Source organism: Streptomyces liliiviolaceus, assembly GCF_018070025.1.
GTDB lineage: Bacteria > Actinomycetota > Actinomycetes > Streptomycetales > Streptomycetaceae > Streptomyces > Streptomyces liliiviolaceus.
Window position 1 is genome coordinate 2,623,523 of sequence record NZ_JAGPYQ010000001.1, and the last position, 18,825, is coordinate 2,642,347.

General features: G+C 71.4%; 17 protein-coding genes. 9 read left to right on the forward strand and 8 right to left on the reverse strand.

The genetic code is table 11. The features are described 5' to 3' along the window. The first annotated feature begins 139 nt into the window (after positions 1-139). Both J8N05_RS11560 and J8N05_RS11565 read left to right on the forward strand, forming a co-directional pair. Positions 140-1,297, forward strand: a complete 1,158-nt coding sequence (locus J8N05_RS11560; protein WP_107016428.1) for an acyl-CoA dehydrogenase family protein — start codon at positions 140-142, stop codon at positions 1,295-1,297. 46 nt (positions 1,298-1,343) lie between these two features. Then, positions 1,344-2,243 (forward strand): acyl-CoA thioesterase, encoded by a 900-nt coding sequence (locus J8N05_RS11565; RefSeq protein ID WP_210882388.1) that lies wholly within the window; start codon positions 1,344-1,346, stop codon positions 2,241-2,243. Here J8N05_RS11565 and J8N05_RS11570 read toward each other — a convergent pair. Further along, entirely contained in the window at positions 2,240-3,037 is a 798-nt protein-coding gene (locus J8N05_RS11570) for a phosphatase (RefSeq protein ID WP_210882389.1), read from the reverse strand. The two genes, J8N05_RS11565 and J8N05_RS11570, sit on opposite strands and share 4 nt — an antisense overlap. 456 nt (positions 3,038-3,493) lie before the next feature. Then, positions 3,494-5,035: a PucR family transcriptional regulator gene (locus J8N05_RS11575; RefSeq protein WP_210882390.1), complete on the reverse strand. Its 1,542-nt coding sequence runs from the start codon at positions 5,033-5,035 to the stop codon at positions 3,494-3,496. 156 nt (positions 5,036-5,191) lie between these two features. Between J8N05_RS11575 and J8N05_RS11580 the strand changes: the two genes are divergently transcribed. Genes J8N05_RS11580 through J8N05_RS11590 form a run of 3 tightly spaced genes read left to right on the forward strand, consistent with a single transcriptional unit; the run spans position 5,192 to position 9,317 of the window. Further along, positions 5,192-6,667 carry a sodium:solute symporter gene (locus tag J8N05_RS11580; protein ID WP_210882391.1) on the forward strand — a complete coding sequence of 492 codons (1,476 nt, stop codon included), beginning with the start codon at positions 5,192-5,194 and terminating at the stop codon, positions 6,665-6,667. Beyond that, positions 6,664-7,632, forward strand: a complete 969-nt coding sequence (gene speB / locus J8N05_RS11585; protein ID WP_190852416.1) for an agmatinase — start codon at positions 6,664-6,666, stop codon at positions 7,630-7,632. Before J8N05_RS11580 ends, speB begins: the two co-directional genes overlap by 4 nt. After that, positions 7,629-9,317 carry a thiamine pyrophosphate-binding protein gene (locus tag J8N05_RS11590; RefSeq protein WP_210882392.1) on the forward strand — a complete coding sequence of 563 codons (1,689 nt, stop codon included), beginning with the start codon at positions 7,629-7,631 and terminating at the stop codon, positions 9,315-9,317. Before speB ends, J8N05_RS11590 begins: the two co-directional genes overlap by 4 nt. Before the next feature lie 79 nt (positions 9,318-9,396). On the opposite strand, the gene J8N05_RS11595 is transcribed toward J8N05_RS11590, so the two are convergent. The 6 genes from J8N05_RS11595 to J8N05_RS11620 form a co-directional block, all read right to left on the reverse strand. After that, positions 9,397-10,827, reverse strand: coding sequence for an FG-GAP and VCBS repeat-containing protein (locus J8N05_RS11595; RefSeq protein WP_210882393.1), 1,431 nt, complete (start codon positions 10,825-10,827; stop codon positions 9,397-9,399). 233 nt (positions 10,828-11,060) lie between these two features. Continuing rightward, on the reverse strand, positions 11,061-11,864 hold the full coding sequence (locus J8N05_RS11600; RefSeq protein WP_210882394.1) for an endonuclease I family protein: 804 nt from the start codon (positions 11,862-11,864) through the stop codon (positions 11,061-11,063). Positions 11,865-12,112: 248 nt separating this feature from the next. Next, entirely contained in the window at positions 12,113-14,296 is a 2,184-nt protein-coding gene (locus tag J8N05_RS11605; protein WP_210882395.1) for an ArnT family glycosyltransferase, read from the reverse strand. Between the two features lie 51 nt (positions 14,297-14,347). Then, positions 14,348-14,554 carry a DUF397 domain-containing protein gene (locus tag J8N05_RS11610; RefSeq protein ID WP_210882396.1) on the reverse strand — a complete coding sequence of 69 codons (207 nt, stop codon included), beginning with the start codon at positions 14,552-14,554 and terminating at the stop codon, positions 14,348-14,350. 4 nt (positions 14,555-14,558) lie between these two features. Further along, entirely contained in the window at positions 14,559-14,786 is a 228-nt protein-coding gene (locus J8N05_RS11615) for a DUF397 domain-containing protein (protein WP_210882397.1), read from the reverse strand. Continuing rightward, a complete protein-coding gene (locus tag J8N05_RS11620) occupies positions 14,779-15,573 on the reverse strand; it encodes a helix-turn-helix domain-containing protein (protein WP_210882398.1) in 795 nt (264 codons plus the stop codon). The genes J8N05_RS11615 and J8N05_RS11620 overlap by 8 nt, the downstream gene beginning before the upstream one ends. Before the next feature lie 161 nt (positions 15,574-15,734). Here J8N05_RS11620 and J8N05_RS11625 point away from each other — a divergent pair, with 161 nt between their 5' ends. The 4 genes from J8N05_RS11625 (at position 15,735) to J8N05_RS11640 (ending at position 18,762) form a co-directional block, all read left to right on the forward strand. Next, positions 15,735-16,091 (forward strand): hypothetical protein, encoded by a 357-nt coding sequence (locus tag J8N05_RS11625; protein ID WP_210882399.1) that lies wholly within the window; start codon positions 15,735-15,737, stop codon positions 16,089-16,091. Beyond that, positions 16,088-16,435, forward strand: coding sequence for a hypothetical protein (locus tag J8N05_RS11630; RefSeq protein WP_247706237.1), 348 nt, complete (start codon positions 16,088-16,090; stop codon positions 16,433-16,435). Before J8N05_RS11625 ends, J8N05_RS11630 begins: the two co-directional genes overlap by 4 nt. Positions 16,436-16,699: 264 nt before the next feature. Beyond that, entirely contained in the window at positions 16,700-17,617 is a 918-nt protein-coding gene (locus tag J8N05_RS11635; protein WP_210882400.1) for a serine hydrolase, read from the forward strand. 110 nt (positions 17,618-17,727) lie between these two features. Next, complete coding sequence (locus J8N05_RS11640) at positions 17,728-18,762, forward strand: esterase-like activity of phytase family protein (RefSeq protein ID WP_210882401.1); 1,035 nt, start codon at positions 17,728-17,730, stop codon at positions 18,760-18,762. Positions 18,763-18,825 lie beyond the last annotated feature (63 nt).

The following is an 18,825-nucleotide window of genomic DNA, read 5'->3' on the forward strand; positions in this document are numbered from 1 at the left end:
CCGGGGCGTGACGAGCGTCTCGGGATGCCTGTGGGGTCCGGTCTGGACGATGGTCGTGACCGGCCGGTAACGTAGGCCTGAGCAAGCGCTTAGGTATGCGCTCGGACATGGAAACTTGAGCCAGGCGGAGGTGGCGGCGGTGCGCCGTACGGTGTTCAGCGAGGATCACGAGGCGTTCCGGGAGACCCTGCGCGCCTTCATCGAGGCCGAGGTCGTCCCCGTCTACGACGAGTGGTTCGCGGCGGGCCAGGCGCCCCGCGACTTCTACTACAAGCTCGCCGAGCTGGGCGTCTTCGGCATCCGGGTGGACGAGGAGTTCGGCGGCGCCGGCATCGACTCGTACAAGTTCGAGGCCGTGATGTACGAGGAGACCGCCCGCGCGGGTGTCTCCTTCGGCGGTTCCGGTGTGCACGTGCTGCTGGGCCTGCCCTACATCAAGGCGCTCGCCACCGACGAGCAGAAGAAGCGCTTCCTGCCGAAGTTCGTCTCCGGCGAGGAGATGTGGGCCCTCGCGATGACCGAGCCGGGCACCGGCTCCGACCTCGCGGGCATGAAGACCACCGCCAAGCTCAGCGAGGACGGCACGCACTACGTCCTCAACGGCGCCAAGACCTTCATCACCGGCGGCGTGCACGCCGACCGCGTGATCGTCTGCGCCCGCACCTCCCCGTCCACGGCCGAGGACCGCCGCTTCGGCATCTCCCTCTTCGCCGTCGACACCAAGTCCGAGGGCTACTCGGTGGGCCGCAAGCTCGACAAGCTCGGGCTGAAGACCTCCGACACCGCCGAGCTGGCGTTCGTCGACGTGAAGGTGCCCGTCGAGGACCTCCTCGGCGAGGAGAACAAGGGCTTCTACTACCTCGGCGGCAACCTGCCCTCCGAGCGCTGGGGCATCGCGTTCGGCGCGTACGCGCAGGCCGCCGCGGCCGTCCGCTTCGCCAAGGAGTACGTCCTTGAGCGCACGGTCTTCGGCAAGCCGGTCTCGCACTTCCAGAACACCAAGTTCGAACTGGCCGCCTGCCAGGCCGAGGTCGACGCCGCCCAGGCGGTCGCCGACCGCGCCCTGGAGGCACTCGACCAGGGCGAGCTGTCGGCCGCCGAGGCCGCGTCCGCGAAGCTGTTCTGCACCGAGGTCGCGCACCGCGTCATCGACCGCTGCCTCCAGCTGCACGGCGGCTACGGCTTCATGAACGAGTACCCGATCGCCCGCCTGTACGCGGACAACCGCGTCAACCGCATCTACGGCGGCACCAGCGAGATCATGAAGTCGATCATCGCGAAGAACATGGGCCTGTAAGGCCCGCGAAACCATCCGGGAAACGACTGCACGGTACAACTGACGCATGAGTCAGGCACTTGAGGGCCTGCTCGATCTGCTCGACCTTGAGCGGATCGAGCAGGACATCTTCCGCGGTCAGTCACGCTTCGCCGTCGTCCCGCGCGTCTTCGGCGGGCAGGTCGCGGCGCAGGCGCTGGTCGCTGCGGGGCGCACGGTCCCCGCGGACCGGCACGCCCACTCGCTGCACGCCTACTTCCTGCGGGCCGGCGACGCGGGCGCGCCCATCGTCTACACCGTCGACCGCATCCGCGACGGCCGGTCCTTCACGACCCGCCGGGTGGTCGCCGTCCAGCACGGGCAGCCGATCTTCCATCTCTCCGCGTCGTTCCAGACGTACGAGGAGGGCATGGACCACCAGGCCGCCATGCCGCCCGCGCCCGACCCGGAGACGCTGGAGACCACGGCCGAGATGCTGCCGCGGTACCTGGAGGCGTACGGGGACCAGGGTGTCGCCCAGCGGATGCTGGAAGCCCGGGCCGCCGTCGACCTGCGCTATGTCGACGCGCCGCCGTTCGCGAGCGTCGGCAAGCCGCGCGAACCGCGCTCGCAGGTCTGGTTCCGCACGAACGGCAAGCTCGACGGCGCGATCGACGAGCCGCTGCTGCACGTCTGCCTCGCCACGTACGTCTCCGACATGACGCTCCTCGACTCCGTGCTGCTCGCCCACGGGCGCGGCGGCTGGGTCACCGGGGACGTCGTCGGGGCCTCCCTCGACCACGCGATGTGGTTCCACCGCCCCTTCCGCGCCGACGAATGGCTCCTGTACGACCAGGAGTCGCCGTCCGCGGCCGGGGGACGGGGGCTCGGGCAGGCCCGGATCTACACGCAGGACGGGCGGCTGGCGATCACGGTGATCCAGGAGGGCGTGGTCCGGATCCCGCGGGACGCTCGAAACACCCCCTAGCCGGCCGCGGTCAGGCCCGCCGCGTCCAGCAGGTACGCCGTCATCGGGTCGTAGTGGCGGGGGCTCGTCACGTGGTCGTCCAGGGGGACGGTCACCTGGACCGTGCCCTCCGCCTCCGCGAGGAACAGGGCCGGGTCGTTGCAGTCCGCGTAGCCCACGGAGTCCACGCCCAGCTGGCCCGCGCAGCCCGCCCAGCCGTGGTCGGCGACGACCAGGTCGGGCAGCGGGCGGCCCTCGCCCTCCAGGCCCTTCAGGATCGCCCGCATCGGCTCGCCCGAGTGGGTGTGCCACAGGGTCGCGCCGTGCTCCAGGACGGCGACGTCGGCGAACTGGAAGACGTACCCCTCGTCCGTCGTCAGGCCGTCCGGGATGACGACGATCTCGCAGCCGGCCGCGCGCAGGGCGGCGGCGGTGGCGCGGTGCACGTCGAGCAGGCCGCCCGGGTGGCCCGTCGCGAACAGCACGCGCTGTCTGCCGGCGGCGGCCTTGCGCAGGCGGCCCGCCATGCGCTCCAGCGCGTCCACGGTCAGCTCGGGGTCGATGGTGTCCTGGCCGTACCGGTACTCCGGGTCGTCGTTCACGCCGCACCGCTCCGCCATCACCGCGAGGACGTCCTGCTCGTCGGTCCAGCGGTCGCCGAGCTCCAGACCGAGCCAGTAGTTGCGGTCGCCGTTGGCCAGCTTGCGGTAGTGGGAGAGGTTGTTCTCGCGGGGGGTGGCCACGTTGCCCGCGATACGCGTCTGGACGAGGTGGTCGAGGAGGTCGGCGCGGCTGGGGGTCACGGGTATCGGCATACCCCCATTCTGCCGGTGCGCTCCGCTGGGTGGCGCCGGGTATCGAACCGTGGGATTTGAGTCACTCGGGGGTTTGGGGGTGGGGTGGGGTGTTTGTCGGGTGCGGGTGGGTGGGGGCGGGCCGCGCAGTTCCCCGCGCCCCTGAGGGGCGGGGCTCCGCCCTGGCCCTGTCCTGTGGTCGTCTGCGGGCCGGTGGGGGCCGTTCGCGCAGTTCCCCGCGCCCCTTGGGACGGGCTGCGCCCTGTCCCTCTCCCGTATGGCGGCTGCGGGTGGGTGGGGGCTGGTCGCGCCGTTCCCCGCGCCCCTGAAAAGCGGGGCTGCGCCCCTGCCTTTCCCCTGGTTCCGGCCGGTGTTGTGGTCTTTCAGCCCGTCCGGCGTTTGAGGACCGGGGGTTCGGGGGCGGAGCCCCTGAGGTGGTGACGGGAATGGGTAGGGGCGGCGGGGGCGAGGGAAGCGTTATTCGGTGCGGAGGGCGAACCACAGTTCCATGCGGACGTCCGGGTCGTCCAGGTCCGTGTTCAGGAGCGTCGCCGCGCGAGCGATCCGTTGGCGGACCGTGTTGCGGTGCACGGAGAGCGCCACCGCCGTACGGTCCCAGCTGCCGTGCAGGGACAGCCAGGTGCGGAGGGTCTCCGTGAGGGCGGGGTTCGCCGCGACGGGGGCGAGCACCGCACGGGCGTGCGCCGCGGCCTCGGCCGGCGGCACGAGCCCGGCCAGCCCCGGCCGGTCACCGTGGCGGACCAGCTCCGCGCGGGTCGCCCGCGCCCGCGACAGCGCCCGCGCCGCCTGCGCGTCGCCGACCCCCCACTCGCCCGGGCCGACGGCCGCGCTCACCCCGCACGTCCACCCCGGCTGCGCGTCCAGCTCACGCCGAACCGCGGGGACGAGGACCCGTACGACGTCACCCGCCACGTCGACCAGCGGAGACCCCAGCGCCGCCCCGAGCGCCGACGCGGCCACGGCGTCCGGCGCGGGGCCGTCGGGCCGGGCGTGCACGACGACCCACAGCTCGCCGGGGTCCAGCAGCGGAGCGACCTCCTGCGGCGCGGCCCCCAGCAGCATGCGCACGAGCGCCGAGGAGCGGGCCGCGCCCGTACTGCTCTGGTGCTCACCGGTGAGGAGGGAGAGGAGGACCGCGCCGACGGAGGCGATCGTGTGGTCGCCCGGATCGCGGCGCGCGGCGGCGACGCCGAGGACGAAGCCCTGGCCGGTGCCGAGGGCGTACGCGGCGAGATGGACACCGGCCACGGTGTCGCTCGCGGAGGACGGAGCCGGACCCGTACCCGGACCTGGACCCGTACCCGTACCGATGCCCGAGCCGCCGCCGTCCCCGCCCGGCCGCACCACGCCCACCAGCCCCGCCAGCGCCGCACCCACCTCGACCCCCGCGCCCGGCCCCGGCAACCGCCCCGCCGAGGCCACCTCCCCGCCGTCCGGGGCGTACAGCACGGCGCGGCCCCCCGTCCGCTGGGCGAGCTGCCGGAGCACCGACGGGACCGGGTCCGGGCGGGCCGCGGCGGCGGCCAGGCTCTGCTGGGCCTCCGTGACGCGGCGCAGTTCGGTGTGCCGGGCCTGGGCCATGAGCTGCCAGACCGCCCGCGCCACGCCGGAGAAGGTCGTCCGGGGCGGCACCTCCACGAGCGGCAGCCCGTACTGGTCGCAGGCCTCCACCAGGGCCCGCGGCACCGTGTCGTGCACCGGCGCCACCCCGAAGCCGAGGGCGGCGCCCCCCGCCTCCACGATCCTCGACACGTACGCGTCGAAGTACGTGCCCGACCCCGCCGCCTCAGGGATGTGCACCCCGGCCGTCAGCAGCAGCTCGCCGCCGAGCAGGTACGGGTACGGGTCCGCCATCTCGGAGGTGTGCGCCCAGTGGATCACCGTGGCCGCGTCGGCCGGGCCCGCGATCTGCCGCAGCCCGAGATCCTCCCGGGCCAGCAGGGCGGCGAGCGCGACCGGCGGGGTGGGCGGGACCGCGGGAACGGCAGCGTCCGGCATGGTGGACGTTTCCTCCATCGAATCCGGTGACAGTGGATGAAACGTACACTTCAGCGTTGCTTTCCGGCCACCTAATGTCGTGGCGACCGGAGACCGCGGGTGCGGGCAGCAGCTCCCCCCGGTGCACACGAGCGATCAGCCAGCCAGGAGGGCCCCATGGCCGTCGACTACACCGTGATCGTCGTCTATCTCGCCGGAATGCTGGCCATGGGCTGGTGGGGCATGCGCCGCGCCAAGTCCAAGAGCGACTTCCTGGTCGCCGGACGGCGGCTCGGCCCCACGATGTACTCGGGCACGATGGCCGCGATCGTCCTCGGCGGCGCGTCCACCATCGGCGGCGTCGGCCTCGGCTACCAGTACGGGCTCTCCGGCGCCTGGATGGTCTTCACCATCGGCCTCGGGCTCCTCGCCCTGTCCCTCTTCTTCTCGGCGCGCATCGCCCGGCTGAAGGTCTACACGGTCTCCGAGATGCTCGACCTGCGCTACGGCGGCCGGGCCGGCGTGATCTCGGGCCTGGTCATGTGGGCGTACACCCTCATGCTCGCGGTGACGTCGACCATCGCGTACGCCACCATCTTCGACGTCCTCTTCGACATGAACCGGACGGTCGCGATCGTCCTCGGCGGTTCGATCGTCGTCGCGTACTCGACGCTCGGCGGCATGTGGTCGATCACCCTCACCGACATGGTGCAGTTCGTCGTGAAGACGATCGGTGTGCTGCTGCTCCTGCTGCCCATCGCCGTCGTCAAGGCCGGCGGGTTCAGCGAGATGAAGGCGCAGCTGCCCACCGGCTACTTCGACCCGCTGGGCATCGGCGGCGAGACGATCTTCACGTACGTGCTCATCTATACGTTCGGCATGCTGATCGGGCAGGACATCTGGCAGCGCGTCTTCACCGCGGGCAGCGACCGCACCGCCAAGTGGGGCGGCACCGTCGCGGGCACCTACTGCCTGGTCTACGCGCTCGCCGGCGCCGTCATCGGCACGGCCGCCAAGGTCCTCTACCCGAAGCTGGCCAGCCCGGACGACGCCTTCGCCACGATCGTCAAGGACGAACTGCCCGTCGGGGTACGGGGACTCGTGCTCGCCGCCGCCCTCGCGGCCGTGATGTCCACGTCCTCCGGAGCCCTCATCGCCTGCGCGACCGTCGCCAACAACGACATCTGGTCGCGGCTGCGCGGCGCCGTCCGGCCGGGAGCCACACAGGGCGGCGACCACGACGAGGTCAAGGGCAACCGCCTCTTCATCCTCGTCATGGGCATCGCCGTCATCTGTACGGCCATCGCCCTCAACAACGTCGTCGAGGCCCTGACCGTCGCCTACAACCTTCTCGTCGGCGGCCTCCTCGTGCCCATCCTCGGCGGTCTGCTCTGGAAGCGCGGGACCGCCCAGGGCGCCCTCGCCGCCGTCGTGGTCGGCGGTCTCGCGGTCGTCGGCCTGATGGCCACGTACGGCATCCTCGCGAACGAGCCCGTCTACTACGGACTCCTCGCCTCCCTCGCCGTGTACGTGATCGTCTCCCTCGCCACGCCCGCCACCGACGCGGCGGTGCTCGCCGCCTGGCGCGAACGCCTCGCGGGCCGCGGCTCCGAGCCCGCCGCCGAACTCAAGGAAGAGAGTGTCACCCGATGAACAGCAACGAGACGCCCCGCGGGCCCGTCGACTCGTCCCGCGTCCCGAGGTACGCGGGACCGGCGACCTTCGCCCGGCTGCCCCGCCTCGACGAGGTCGGTACCACCGATGTCGCCGTGGTCGGCGTGCCGTTCGACGCGGGCGTCTCGTACCGGCCGGGCGCCCGCTTCGGCGGGAACGCGATCCGTGAGGCGAGCCGGCTGCTGCGGCCGTACAACCCGGCGCAGGACGCCTCGCCGTTCGCCCTCGCGCAGGTCGCCGACGCCGGTGACATCGCCGCGAACCCCTTCGACATCAACGAGGCCGTGGAGACCATCGAGGGCGCCGCCGACGAACTCCTCGGCACCGGCGCCCGGCTGATGACCCTCGGCGGCGACCACACCATCGCCCTGCCGCTGCTGCGCGCGGTCGCCCGCAAGCACGGCCCGGTCGCGCTGCTGCACTTCGACGCGCACCTCGACACCTGGGACACCTACTTCGGCGCCGAGTACACGCACGGCACCCCGTTCCGGCGGGCCGTCGAGGAGGGCATCCTCGACACCGAGGCGCTCTCCCACGTCGGCACCCGCGGGCCGCTGTACGGCCGGCAGGACCTCACCGACGACGAGAAGATGGGCTTCGGCATCGTCACCTCCGCCGACATCTACCGGCGCGGCGCCGACGAGGTCGCCGACCAGCTGCGCCAGCGCATCGGCGACCGCCCGCTGTACATCTCCATCGACATCGACTGCCTCGACCCGGCCCACGCGCCCGGCACCGGCACGCCCGAGGCGGGCGGCATGACCTCCCGCGAACTCCTGGAGATCCTGCGCGGCCTCGCCTCCTGCCGGCTGGTCTCCGCGGACGTCGTCGAGGTCGCCCCCGCGTACGATCACGCCGAGATCACCTCGGTCGCCGCGTCCCACACGGCGTACGAACTGACCACCATCATGTCCCGCCAGATTGCAGAGGCCCGAGCGCAGTGACCCACGACCACGACCTGGTGCTCCGCCCGACCCCGGAGCAGACGGAGGCCGCGCTCAACCCGCCGCCCGGCCGCAACGGCGGAGACCTGGTCGTGGAGACCCTCGCCGGTCTCGGCGCGACCACCGTCTTCGGCCTCCCCGGCCAGCACGCGCTCGGCATGTTCGACGCGCTGCGCCGCTCCGACCTCGCGTACATCGGGCTGCGGGTCGAGAACAACGCCGGGTTCGCCGCCGACGCGTACGGCCGGATCACCGGCGAGGCAGCCCCGCTGCTCCTGTCGACCGGGCCCGGCGCGCTGACCTCGCTGGCCGCGCTCCAGGAGGCGGCGGCGGCCAGCGCCCCCGTCCTCGCCATCAGCAGCCAGATCCCCGGCGCGGGACTCGGCGGCGGCCGGCACGGCTACCTCCACGAACTCCCCGACCAGCAGGCCTCGTTCCGGGGTGTGGTGAAGTCCGTCCACACGGTCCGTACGCAGTCGCAGATCCCCTCCGCGATCGCCGAGGCCTGGGAGTCGGCGCTCACCGCCCCGCACGGGCCCGTATGGGTGGAGATCCCGCAGGACGTGCTGCTCGCCGAGACGGCCCTGCCCGTCGTCACCGCCGTGGACGCGGCACCCCACGATCTGCCGCCGCGCCCCGAACTGACCGCCGTGGCCGCCGACCTGCTCGCGAACGCCGCCCGACCGGTGATCATCGCGGGCGGCGGAGTCGTACGCGCCGACGCGTCGGGCAAGCTGCGGCAGCTCGCCGAACGGCTGGACGCGCCCGTCGTCACCACCTTCGGCGGCAAGGGCGCCTTCCCCTGGAACCATCCGCTCTCGCTGCAGTCCTGGCTGGAGGACCGGCACACCACGGACTTCCTGGAGGACGCCGACGTGCTCCTCGTGGTCGGCTCGGGGCTGGGGGAATTGTCCTCCAACTACTACACGTTCAAGCCCCGCGGCCGGGTGATCCAGATCGAGGCCGACCTCGGGAAGCTGGAGTCCAACCACCCCGCCCTCGGCATCCACGCGGACGCCCGCCTCGCCCTGTCCGCGCTGCTCGAAACCATTACGGAGAAACGGCGGGACGAGACGGCCGCGGACCGCGTACGGACCGTGCTCGACCTCGTCCGCGAGCGGATCGACGCGCAGGAACTCACCCTGGAACAGCAGGTGCTGGCCGCGGTCCGGGAAGCCCTGCCGGACCGGTCGGCGAGCTTCTGGGACATGACGATCCTCGCCTACTGGGCCTGGTCCGCCTTCGACGCCCGGCGCCCCAACACCATGCACTCCGCGCAGGGCGCGGGCGGCCTCGGCTACGCCTTCCCGGCGGCGATCGGCGGGGCGGTGGCCGACCCCACCCACCCGGTCCTCGCGGTCTCCGGCGACGGCGGCGCGCTCTACTCCATCGCCGAACTCGCCACCGCGCGGCAGCACGACCTGGACGTGACCTGGCTGATCGTCGACGACGGCGGCTACGGCATCCTGCGCGAGTACATGACGGACGCCTTCGGACAGTCCACGGCCACGGAACTCACCCGCCCGGACTATGTGGCGCTCGCGGAGTCCTTCGGCGTCCCGGCCGCCCGGACCACCCCGGACACCCTCGCCGCCGACCTCGCCAAGGCCCTCGCCACACCAGGTCCCTCGGTGGTCGTGCTGCCGGCGCTGCTGCGGATGTTCGCGCCGACGCACCTGGGCTGAGCAATCCCCTTTCGCGGGGGCGGACATGACGGTGGGGCGGCACGGGGCCGCCCCACCTCTGGTGCCCGCAGGCGATCGGTCAGCGCAGGTACGCGCCGAAGTGGGCGGCCGTGGCGGGGGCGCCGAGGGTGCCCGCGCCGAACGCGAAGGACGAGGTGGCGGTGAGGCCGCTCGCCGTGCCGTTCAGGATCCAGACCGCGCCGTTCTGCTCGTTCTCGGCGGTGGAACCGGCCGCGAGGTCGGCGTGACCGTCGCCGTTGAGGTCCAGCAGGGCGGTGCTCACACCGAACTCGTCGCGGTTCTCGGCGACTCCGGGGACACCGGCGGTGTTCTGGTGGAAGACCTGCGTCCCGGCGCCCGTGGCACCGGCGGCGCTGCCGGGCACCAGGGCGACCGAACCAGTGTCGTAGATGTCGCCGACGTCCTCGCCCGGGATGCCGAGCGCGATGTCGGCGTAGCCGTCACCGTTGACGTCCGCGACCGAGACCGACGCGCCGATCTCGTCCTCTTCCTCCTCGGCACCGGGGAACCCGGGCGAGTCCTGGTTGAAGGTCTGGACGCGGTCCTCGGACAGGCCGGTGGCCGAACCGAGGGCGACCTTGACGATGCCGCTGCCCCAGTCGTTGCCGACCACGACGTCGTCGAAGCCGTCCTTGTTGACGTCTCCGATGCCGGTGCCCATCCTGTTGCCCGCGGCCTCACCGGGGACCCAGGCGCCCTTGAAGCCCGCGCTGCCGCCGCCGAGGAGCAGGCGGTTGCCCCAGACGCCGTCGCCCTCGTAGTGGTAGGCAACGATGTCGTCCTTGCCGTCACCGTTGACGTCGCCGGTCTCGGTGGAGCTGACGGGGCCGCTGATCGACTCGCCGGACTTCAGGAGGGGCAGGGTGGAGGCGGGCGTTCCGGCACGCGAGACGGGGCCCTTCCACACGGTGCCGGTGGCGTTCTCGGGGTCGTCGCCCCCGACGCTCTGGTAGGTGAACAGGGCGAGGTCCGTCTTGCCGTCGCCGTCGAAGTCACCGGTGGTGGGGGTCCCGTACCCGGCTATCGCCGTGCCGCCGGTGAGTCCGGAGGCGGAGCCCCACAGGATGACGGAGCCGGCCTTGCCGCCCGCGATCACGAGGTCGCTGTAGCCGTCGCCGTCGAGGTCGCCCTTGCTGAAGGTCGACCCGAAGCGCTGGCTCGCGGTGGCGGAGCCGGGAACGCCGCTGGTGGAGCGGCTGATGAGCTTCTTGTTGGAGGCGGAGACGCCGCTGGCGGAGCCGTACGTGACGGCCACGTAGCCTGCCTTGGCCTTGCTGGAGATGGTGCCGTCCGGGGCGCCCACGACCAGGTCGGCGTATCCGTCGCCGTTGAAGTCGTCCTGCGCGTCCGCCGCCGCGGGGGCCGCCTTGGTGGCGGCCTGCGCCGAGGCCCCGGTCAGGGTCATGACGCCGAATCCTCCGGCGAGCAGCACCGCGGCTGCCAGGGGTGCGGAGAGCGCGGTACGGGTTCGGCGGTGTGCTCGGGACATACGTGAGCCTTTCGAGTCGGTCGACGTCCATCTGTCGACGTTCGTCGGTCGTCGGATTCCGCTTTGCGTGCGGAACGCCGCGTTCACTGAGTTCGACTCGATCGGGGCGACACCGGTTGTGCGCTTCAATGTCATGGATTCGTAACCGCAGAGACAGCTGTGGCGCTGAACTCCCCTTTGGTGACCGGGGGTTCAGCGCCACTCACTGTCGGTTCACTACCGGCCGGGCCGGTCTACCAGATCGCCTCGACCCACTCCGGGTGGTCGATGAACGGGTTCCGGTTGTGCTGGTAGTTGCTGTAGATCAGCTCGTTGCGGCGCTCTTCGGTGGTGCTGGGCGGGTCCTCGTCGTTCCACTGCTTCAGCACCGAGAGGCGGCCGTGGTACGGGACGCTGCCGTTGGTGACGGCGTCGTTGGGCTCCAGGTCGGGCCAGGAGTCGTCGCCCTCGTACCGGACTGCCATGTAGAGGATCATGCGGGCCACGTCGCCCTTGACGGCGTCGCGCGGCTCGAAGGAGTTCGAGTCGGTGAGGCTGCCGCCGCTGTTGGTGAAGCTGCTGCCGCCGTTGTCGAAGTCCTTGTTGCCGCGGATGCTGTTGACCTGGACGTCCTCGGGCCGCAGGTGGTGCAGGTCGGTGCCGGGGCCCGCGGAGGTGCCGAAGTCGCCGTGCGACTGGGCCCAGGTGTGCTCGCGGTTCCAGTCGCCGACGTCACCGCCGTTGAGGGACTTGCTGCGGGAGATGCCGGAGTAGAGCAGGACCACGTTGCTGCTGTTGTTCGGGTCCTGGTCGGTGACCTTGAGCGCCTCCCAGACCGCGGAGTACGAGATCTTCGTCTGGCTGCTGATGATCGTGTGCAGCGAACTCTTGAGGGCCGTGCCGGTCTTGCCGATCGCGTTCGCGTAGTACGTGTCGTCGTACGCGGTGGTGGTGGCCGCGGCGGGGGTCGCGGCGACCGTCGGGAGGGTGAGGCCGACGAGGACGGCGGAGACGCCTGCTGCCAGCGCCTTCCACTTGCCAATCTGCACAACGGACATATGGGGTGCCCTTTCCCGAGAACGGCACGCGCCGGTACGCGGGGCCCGCAGTGATGAGGGGCAACGGGCCCGCGTTCTACGCGTGTTGACAGTTCGGTCAATCGGGAGAGTGGCATGGGCATGAGGTCGGTTGCGTAACGGGGAGGAGTCGTTTCTGTGACGTTCTCGCATACGACGCAACCCCTGGACGTTTTCGGTCCAGGGGTCGCGAAGGGGCAGGGTTTTCCCCAACTGGCTTAGGGGAGGCCCTAGTTGACGTCCTTGGCGTCGAGGCGGTAGAGGGACTGGGTGTTCTGGGAGCCGGAGGAGTCCGAGGAGTCGGAGTCGGTCGAGGAACTGTCGGAGGACGCCGAGGAGTCGTTGCTGTACTCGCTCGCCTTCACCGCCGTCGCGTGCTTCTGCACCCAGGCGGTCACCTCGGCGCTGACGCTGTCGGAGTCGCCGCCACCCATACCGCCGCCTCCGCCCATGCCTCCGCCGCCGAGCACGATGTAGTGCAGCTCGCCCTTCTTCACGAGTTCCTTCAGCTTGGCGAGGGTCATGGCCTTGTCGCTGCCGGACCAGCCCCACATGGAGATGACGGGCTGCTTCGTGCTGACGATCATCTGAGCCGCGCTCTGCGAACTGGACACCGCGACCAGCCACTTGGCGCCGTCGCGGTGCTTCTCCAGGTAGGAGGTCATGGCGCTGTCGGCGCCGCCGCCCATGCCGCCACCGCCGCCCGTGCCGGTCGGCGGGGTGTCACTGGGGGCTCCGTTCGGGGGCGTACCCATCTGGCCGCCGCCCGGGGCTTCGCCACCGGCCTGCCGGCCACCTTGCTGCTGACCGCCGGGGGCCTGGCCACCACCGCCGCCGCCGGGGAATCCACCCCGGCCGCCGCCGCCACCGCCGCCGGGTCCGCCGCCCATGCCGCCACCCGTGGTGGGGCCCGCCGTCGGGTTCGTACCGTTCATGCCGCCGCCCGAACCCGCGGGCACGGAGGCGGCGTAGGCCGCGGGCCCGGCGAGGGAGGCGACGACGGCGGCGGCCACGGCGGCGGTGAGCAGCCGCGTCCGTCGACCGGTCCGGAAGAGGAACAGGCCCACGATCGCCAGGACCATCACCGCCGCGACGGCCGGCCACAGCCAGGTGTTCCAGCCGGTCGCGCGCCGCAGCAGGACGACCGCCCAGACGCCGGTGGCGGCGAACGCCACGGGCAGCACCCAGGACCAGCGCTTGACGTCACCCGTCCGGAAGGCGTGCAGGAGCATCGCCCCGCCGCCTCCGCACAGCGCCGCGATGCCGGGTGCGAGGGCGGTCGTGTAGTACGGGTGCATGGTGCCTTCGGCGAGGCTGAAGGTGAGGTAGTGCAGTACGGTCCAGCCGCCCCACAGGATCAGTGCGGCACGCGTGAGGTCCGTACGGGGGGCGCGTCCGCGCAGGACGAGGCCGCCGACGAGGGCGATCGCGGAGAAGGGCAGGAGCCAGGAGATCTGGCCGCCCAGCACGTCGTTGAACATCCGGCCGATCCCGGCGGTCCCGGAGAAACCGCCGCCGCCACCCCCGCCCCCGCCCCCGCCGCCGTTGCCGTCGCCGCCGAGGACGCGGCCGAGGCCGTTGTAGCCCATGATCAGGTCCCAGGCGGTGCCGTCCGTGGAGCCGCCGATGTACGGGCGCTCGGAGGCGGGCACGAACGACACGGCGGCGGCCCACCAGAAGCTGGAGATCGCCAGTGCGACCGCGGCGACGGCGAGGTTGCGTACGCGGCGGAGCAGGCCGCCCTTGGCCGCGTACAGGTAGACGGCGAAGACGGCGGGCAGGGCGATGTAGCCCTGGAGCATCTTGGTGTTGAAGGCGAGTCCGAAGCACACGGCCGCGCCGACGAGCGGGAGCAGTTTGCCGTTGTGGACGGCGCGCAGGGCGAGCGCCGCGCCTCCGACCATCAGCAGCACGAGCAGGGTGTCGGGGTTGTTGTCGCGGTTGATGGCGACGGTGATCGGGGTGAGCGCGAGGACGAGCGCGGCGACGGCGGCCGGGGCGTGGCCCCAGACCCGCTTGACCGAGGAGTGCAGGACCCAGATCGTGCCGAGGGCGGCGGCGACCAGCGGTAGCATCATCTGCCAGGTGCCGTACCCGAAGACGCGGCAGGACAGGCCCATCACCATCAGGACGAAGGGCGGCTTGTCCACGGTCAGGAAGTTCCCGGCGTCCAGCGAGCCGAAGAACCACGCCTTCCAGCTCTGCGTGCCGCTGAACACGGCGGCGCTGTAGAAGCTGTTCAGGCTGGAGGAGGAGAGGTTCCAGGAGTACAGCACGCCGGCCAGGACGAGGATCGCGGCCAGCACGGGCAGCGACCAGCGGGGCGCCTTGTCCGGCCGCGCGACCGGCTCGTCGGGAGACGTCGAGGCGACGGCCTCGGGGGCGTGGGGGTACGGATCGGTGGCAGATGTCACCAGGTCATCGTGGGCGGCCGGTTTTGGCGGGACCTGTGCTGAACCTGGGCCTCACCTGTGAGCGCGGAAGCCTCCGGCTTTGACGGCGGCGATGAACGGGGCCCACCCGGTCGCCGGGATCAGGAGGGCGGGCCCGTACGGGTCCTTGGAGTCCCGCACGGGAATCCCGGCGGGGTGGCCGTCGAGCACTTCCAGGCAGCTGCCGGCCTCGGGACCGCTGTACGAGGACTTACGCCAGCCTTGCCGTGACGTGGGCATCGGGTCAGTCACGGTGTCCCAGTGCGCCAGCTTTGACAGCGCCGATAAAGGTGCGCCATTCGGCCGTGGGCATGACGAGTACGGGGCCGTACGGGGCCTTGGAGTCCCGCACGGGAATCCCGGCCGGGTGGCCGTCGAGCACTTCCAGGCAGCTGCCGCCCTGGTCGTTGCTGTAGGACGACTTGCGCCAGCCACTCAACGAGGCCGCATCCAGAGTGGGTTGCTCAGCCATGGTGTCGGTAGTCCTCTGCTGTCGCTTTGAGTAGAGCCAGTGATTCCCTGACCGGCATTGCGTTGCCCAGTGCGAAATCGTAGCGATGCTGCAGGTCCTGAATCACCCCTGGAACGTCGTGAATCTTCCCCATGTACAGGCCTTCGCCGTACGCAACGGGCGGCTGGTCCTCGAACCACATCAGCGTGAGCATGTTGCTCAACAGGGGATGGAGGCCCAGGGAGAACGGCAGCACATGCACCTGGATCCGCCCGCGTTCAGCAAGGCCCACGAGGTGGTCGATCTGTTCCGCCATGACGTCCGGTCCGCCGATCTCGCGACGTAGAACCGCCTCGTCCAGCAGCGCCCACACCACCGGGGTCACCGGATCGTCAAGGATCTTCGCCCGTTCAAGGCGTGTGACAAGGCGCCTGTCACATTCCTGTTCACCCACCGGAGGGAACGACGTGCCCAGGACCGCACGTGCGTACCTTTCCGTCTGGAGGATGCCCGGGACGAACGACAGGGCGAACTCGCGGATCATCACCGCCTGTTGTTCGAGCAGGCGGGCCGCCTCGAAGTAGTCGGCGACCGCCGCGTCCTCGGCCGGCAGGAAGCTGCTCAGTACATTCCCCGTGTTCAGGACCCTGTCCAGGCGCCGCGCGTCCTCCTTCGACGGGATGCGGCGCCCCGCCTCGATGTGCGCGATGTGCGAACGCGTCATGACCGCCGCGTCCGCCAGCTCCTGCTGCGTCAGCCCCGCCGTCTCGCGCTGCTGCTTGAGCCAGTCACCGTACGTGCTGGTCATGGCCACTCCTTTGTGACAAATGCCTGGTCACATCGCACCCCCTGGCGAGGCTAGCCGAGCAGACGTCACGCTGTGACGAGTTCGCTACACACAGCGAAACCCCCGCGACCGAGCGACCGGTCCGGGGGCGTGGTCATCAATCAGCTAAGGAAATCGACGACATGAAGCACCGTATCGGCCGGCTCGTCGAGCCGTTGCTGCGATGGCTTTTTCCGGGCAGAGGGCGACACCGACTGCCGGTGGTCGAGGTGGCTTCCGGGCGGCGCGGGAGGCACCGCGCCGTCCCCGGCGCGCAGGGCGCCACCGCTCACCGCGCCGGCTGTCGCCCCCTGCGCGGCGAGGACCACGTGATGGTCCGCCCCTACCTCGTGGAACACGAGCAGCGAGAGCGACGTGAGCAGAGAAAGCTGCGCGAGCACGCGCGGCAGCAACAGGCCCGTCGGCGCGCGCTGTGGCTCGCCACGCGCGGCGTCGACATCGGCTCGCGGGTGATCCACGGCGTGGAGGTGTCCGCGTGACCGGCGACCGGGCGGGCACGGGAACGGTCCGGGTGGCCCGGTTGCTGCCGTGGGCGGGGGACGGGGGCAGGCCCTGCTATCTCATCGGGGACGGGACGAGCCACCTCTCCCGCGCCGCGGACCGTATCGAGAGCGTGCAGCTCGGCATGTCGGCCGAACTCCTCGACCACGCGGCCGACCTGCTCCGCGACCGCAGGGCCACCGCGCATCAACTCCGCTACCTCGCCGCCCGCCTGGCCGAAGCGCTGACGGACGTGCACCGCATCGCGGAGAGCCGGGGCGCCCGTATCCCCGTCTCTGCACCTGCGGCTGCACCGACGGCAGCGTCCTCGGAGCACTCCTGACGCCAGGGCCACCTTCTCGTAGCAGCCGTCTGCACGCGACACGGTGATCGGGCCGCTGTCGCCGTCCGATACGGATGGGTCAGGCCCGCCGTGGAGTCCGGCGCATCTCCGTACGAACGCCGCGAACGGCGGCGCGCGTTCCGGACAGGGGCGCGCATCTCGTGTCGAGGCGGGCGTACAACTTTCGGCCACCCCCGTGAGTCAAGCGTGGCGAGTGTGCCGGGGGCGCACTCGTACGAAATCAACGGGGGATGGGAACACTTCATGACTCACCGGATATCGCGGCGCGGCCGTGTGCTCTGTGCGGGCCTCGGCGCCGGCGTGCTGCTGCCACTGGCCGTCGCCGCGGCACCGGCCGCCGCGGCCACGGCGCCGCAGGTCACCTGCACGTCGGGCGACCAGGCACTGGCGGTCAAGCTCAAGAAGGACATCACCGCGGCCCTCGCGAGCCGCAGAGGCACGGTCGCCGTCGGCCTCCGTGACCGTACGACCAACACCACCTGCACGCTGAGCCCGACCAGGGCCTACGACTCGGCGAGCGTCGTCAAGGTGACCGTCCTCGCCACGCTGCTCTGGGACGCCAAGAAGCACAACCGCTATCTCACCCAGCGCGAGTCCGACCTCTCCACGGCCATGATCACCAAGTCGGACAACACGGCCACGACCAAGCTCTGGAAGCAGCTGGGCGTCACCAAGGTGAAGGGGTTCCTCGCCGCGGCCGGGATGACGCAGACCAAGCCCGGCGCGAACGGCTACTGGGGGCTGACCCAGATCACCGTGCAGGACGAGCAGAAGCTTCTCGCGCTCCTCACCGCGAAGAACACGGTCCTGAGCGACAACTCCCGCGCGTACACGCTGAAGCTGATGAACAAGGTCGTCTCCTCCCAGCGCTGGGGCACCCCGGCGGGCGCGCCCGCCGCCGTCTCGGTGCATGTCAAGAACGGCTGGCTGTCCCGCTCCACCCACGGCTGGCGCGTGCACAGCGTCGGCACCTTCGACGGCGGCGGCCACGACTACACGATCTCGGTCCTCACCCAGGACAACAGCACGATGAACTACGGCGTCACCACCATCCAGGCCGTGGCCCGCGCCATCCACAAGGACCTCGTACCGACCGCGGCGAGCCGCTACGCGCCGACGACCGCCCCGAAGGAGGCCTTCCCGGCGGTCCCGCCCGCCTGACGCCCGCCCGACCCGCCGGCCGACGGCCACCGAGGGGGACGGAGAAGCCGCTGTCCAGAATTCACGGTCCGTACCCTCCCCCTCAACCGCCCTCCCCCTACCGTGACGCCATGCGTCCGAGATCCGTACTCGCTCCCCTCGCGGCCACCCTCACCGCCGGCCTGGCGGCGGTCACCTGCGCCGCCGGGCCCGCAGCCGCCCAGCACGCCCCTGCCCACAACGCCTGCTCGCCCGCCGTCTCCATCGAGCGCTTCTCCGACGCCCTCGACAAGACGACGTACGAGGGCACGTTCGTCGGCAACCTCTCCGCGCTGGCCGTGGACCGCGACGGGGCGATCGCCGCGCTCTCCGACCGGTCCGCCCTCTTCACCCTGGACCCGAAGACCCTGCGCCCCCGCTCCGTCGTGCCGCTGGCCGACGAGGGCGGGGCCGCGCTGGACTCCGAGGGGCTGGTCGTCGACCGCGACGGCACCCGGCTCGTGTCGTCCGAGACCGAGCCGTCGGTACGCCGTTACGGCCGCGACGGCACCCTCCTGGCCCGCCTCCCCGTGCCGGACGCCCTGCGTGTCGCCCCGGCCGGCCGCGCCACCGCGAACCAGACCTTCGAGGCGCTGACCCTCCTGCCCGGCGGCCGTACCCTGCTGGCCGGCATGGAGGGCTCCCTGTCCGGTGACACGGCGGGCGTCGTACGCCTCCAGACCTGGCAGCGCGACGGTCACCGCGACTTCCGGCTCGCCGCCCAGTACGGCTACCGCACGGACACCGGTCTCGGGGTCGTCGAGAGCGCCGCGACCCCGGACGGGCGCCTCCTCGTCCTGGAACGCGGTTTCACCGCCGGGGTCGGCAACACCGTCCGCCTCTATCTGGCCGACCTGCGGCACGCCACGGACACCTCCCGTGTCGAGGCCCTGACCGGCCAGGACGGCGTACGCCTCGTCCGTAAGACCCTTCTCGCGGACATCGCGGACTGCCCCTCCCTCGGCGCTACCGCCAAGCAGCCGCAGCCCAATCCGCTGCTCGACAACATCGAGGGCATGGCCGTCACCGGTACCGCCCGGGGCGCCCTGCGCGTCCTTCTCGTCAGCGACGACAACCAGGGCGCCACCCAGACCACCCGCTTCTACTCCCTGCGCGTACGCCCCTGATCTCTCCGCGCACGCCCCCGATTGTTGCGGAGGGATGAAATCCGCTTCGATCCGTGTTGGTGC

Bases quoted from the DNA above. Each gene is read 5' to 3' on its own strand.
- J8N05_RS11615 (WP_210882397.1), bottom strand. From the start codon at position 14,786: ATGGCTGAGCAACCCACTCTGGATGCGGCCTCGTTGAGTGGCTGGCGC.
- J8N05_RS11610 (WP_210882396.1), bottom strand. From the start codon at position 14,554: ATGCCCACGTCACGGCAAGGCTGGCGTAAGTCCTCGTACAGCGGTCCC.
- speB (WP_190852416.1), top strand. From the start codon at position 6,664: ATGAACAGCAACGAGACGCCCCGCGGGCCCGTCGACTCGTCCCGCGTC.
- J8N05_RS11570 (WP_210882389.1), bottom strand. From the start codon at position 3,037: ATGCCGATACCCGTGACCCCCAGCCGCGCCGACCTCCTCGACCACCTC.
- J8N05_RS11620 (WP_210882398.1), bottom strand. From the start codon at position 15,573: ATGACCAGCACGTACGGTGACTGGCTCAAGCAGCAGCGCGAGACGGCG.
- J8N05_RS11595 (WP_210882393.1), bottom strand. From the start codon at position 10,827: ATGTCCCGAGCACACCGCCGAACCCGTACCGCGCTCTCCGCACCCCTG.
- J8N05_RS11640 (WP_210882401.1), top strand. From the start codon at position 17,728: ATGCGTCCGAGATCCGTACTCGCTCCCCTCGCGGCCACCCTCACCGCC.
- J8N05_RS11600 (WP_210882394.1), bottom strand. From the start codon at position 11,864: ATGTCCGTTGTGCAGATTGGCAAGTGGAAGGCGCTGGCAGCAGGCGTC.
- J8N05_RS11625 (WP_210882399.1), top strand. From the start codon at position 15,735: ATGAAGCACCGTATCGGCCGGCTCGTCGAGCCGTTGCTGCGATGGCTT.
- J8N05_RS11575 (WP_210882390.1), bottom strand. From the start codon at position 5,035: ATGCCGGACGCTGCCGTTCCCGCGGTCCCGCCCACCCCGCCGGTCGCG.
- J8N05_RS11580 (WP_210882391.1), top strand. From the start codon at position 5,192: ATGGCCGTCGACTACACCGTGATCGTCGTCTATCTCGCCGGAATGCTG.
- J8N05_RS11565 (WP_210882388.1), top strand. From the start codon at position 1,344: ATGAGTCAGGCACTTGAGGGCCTGCTCGATCTGCTCGACCTTGAGCGG.
- J8N05_RS11635 (WP_210882400.1), top strand. From the start codon at position 16,700: ATGACTCACCGGATATCGCGGCGCGGCCGTGTGCTCTGTGCGGGCCTC.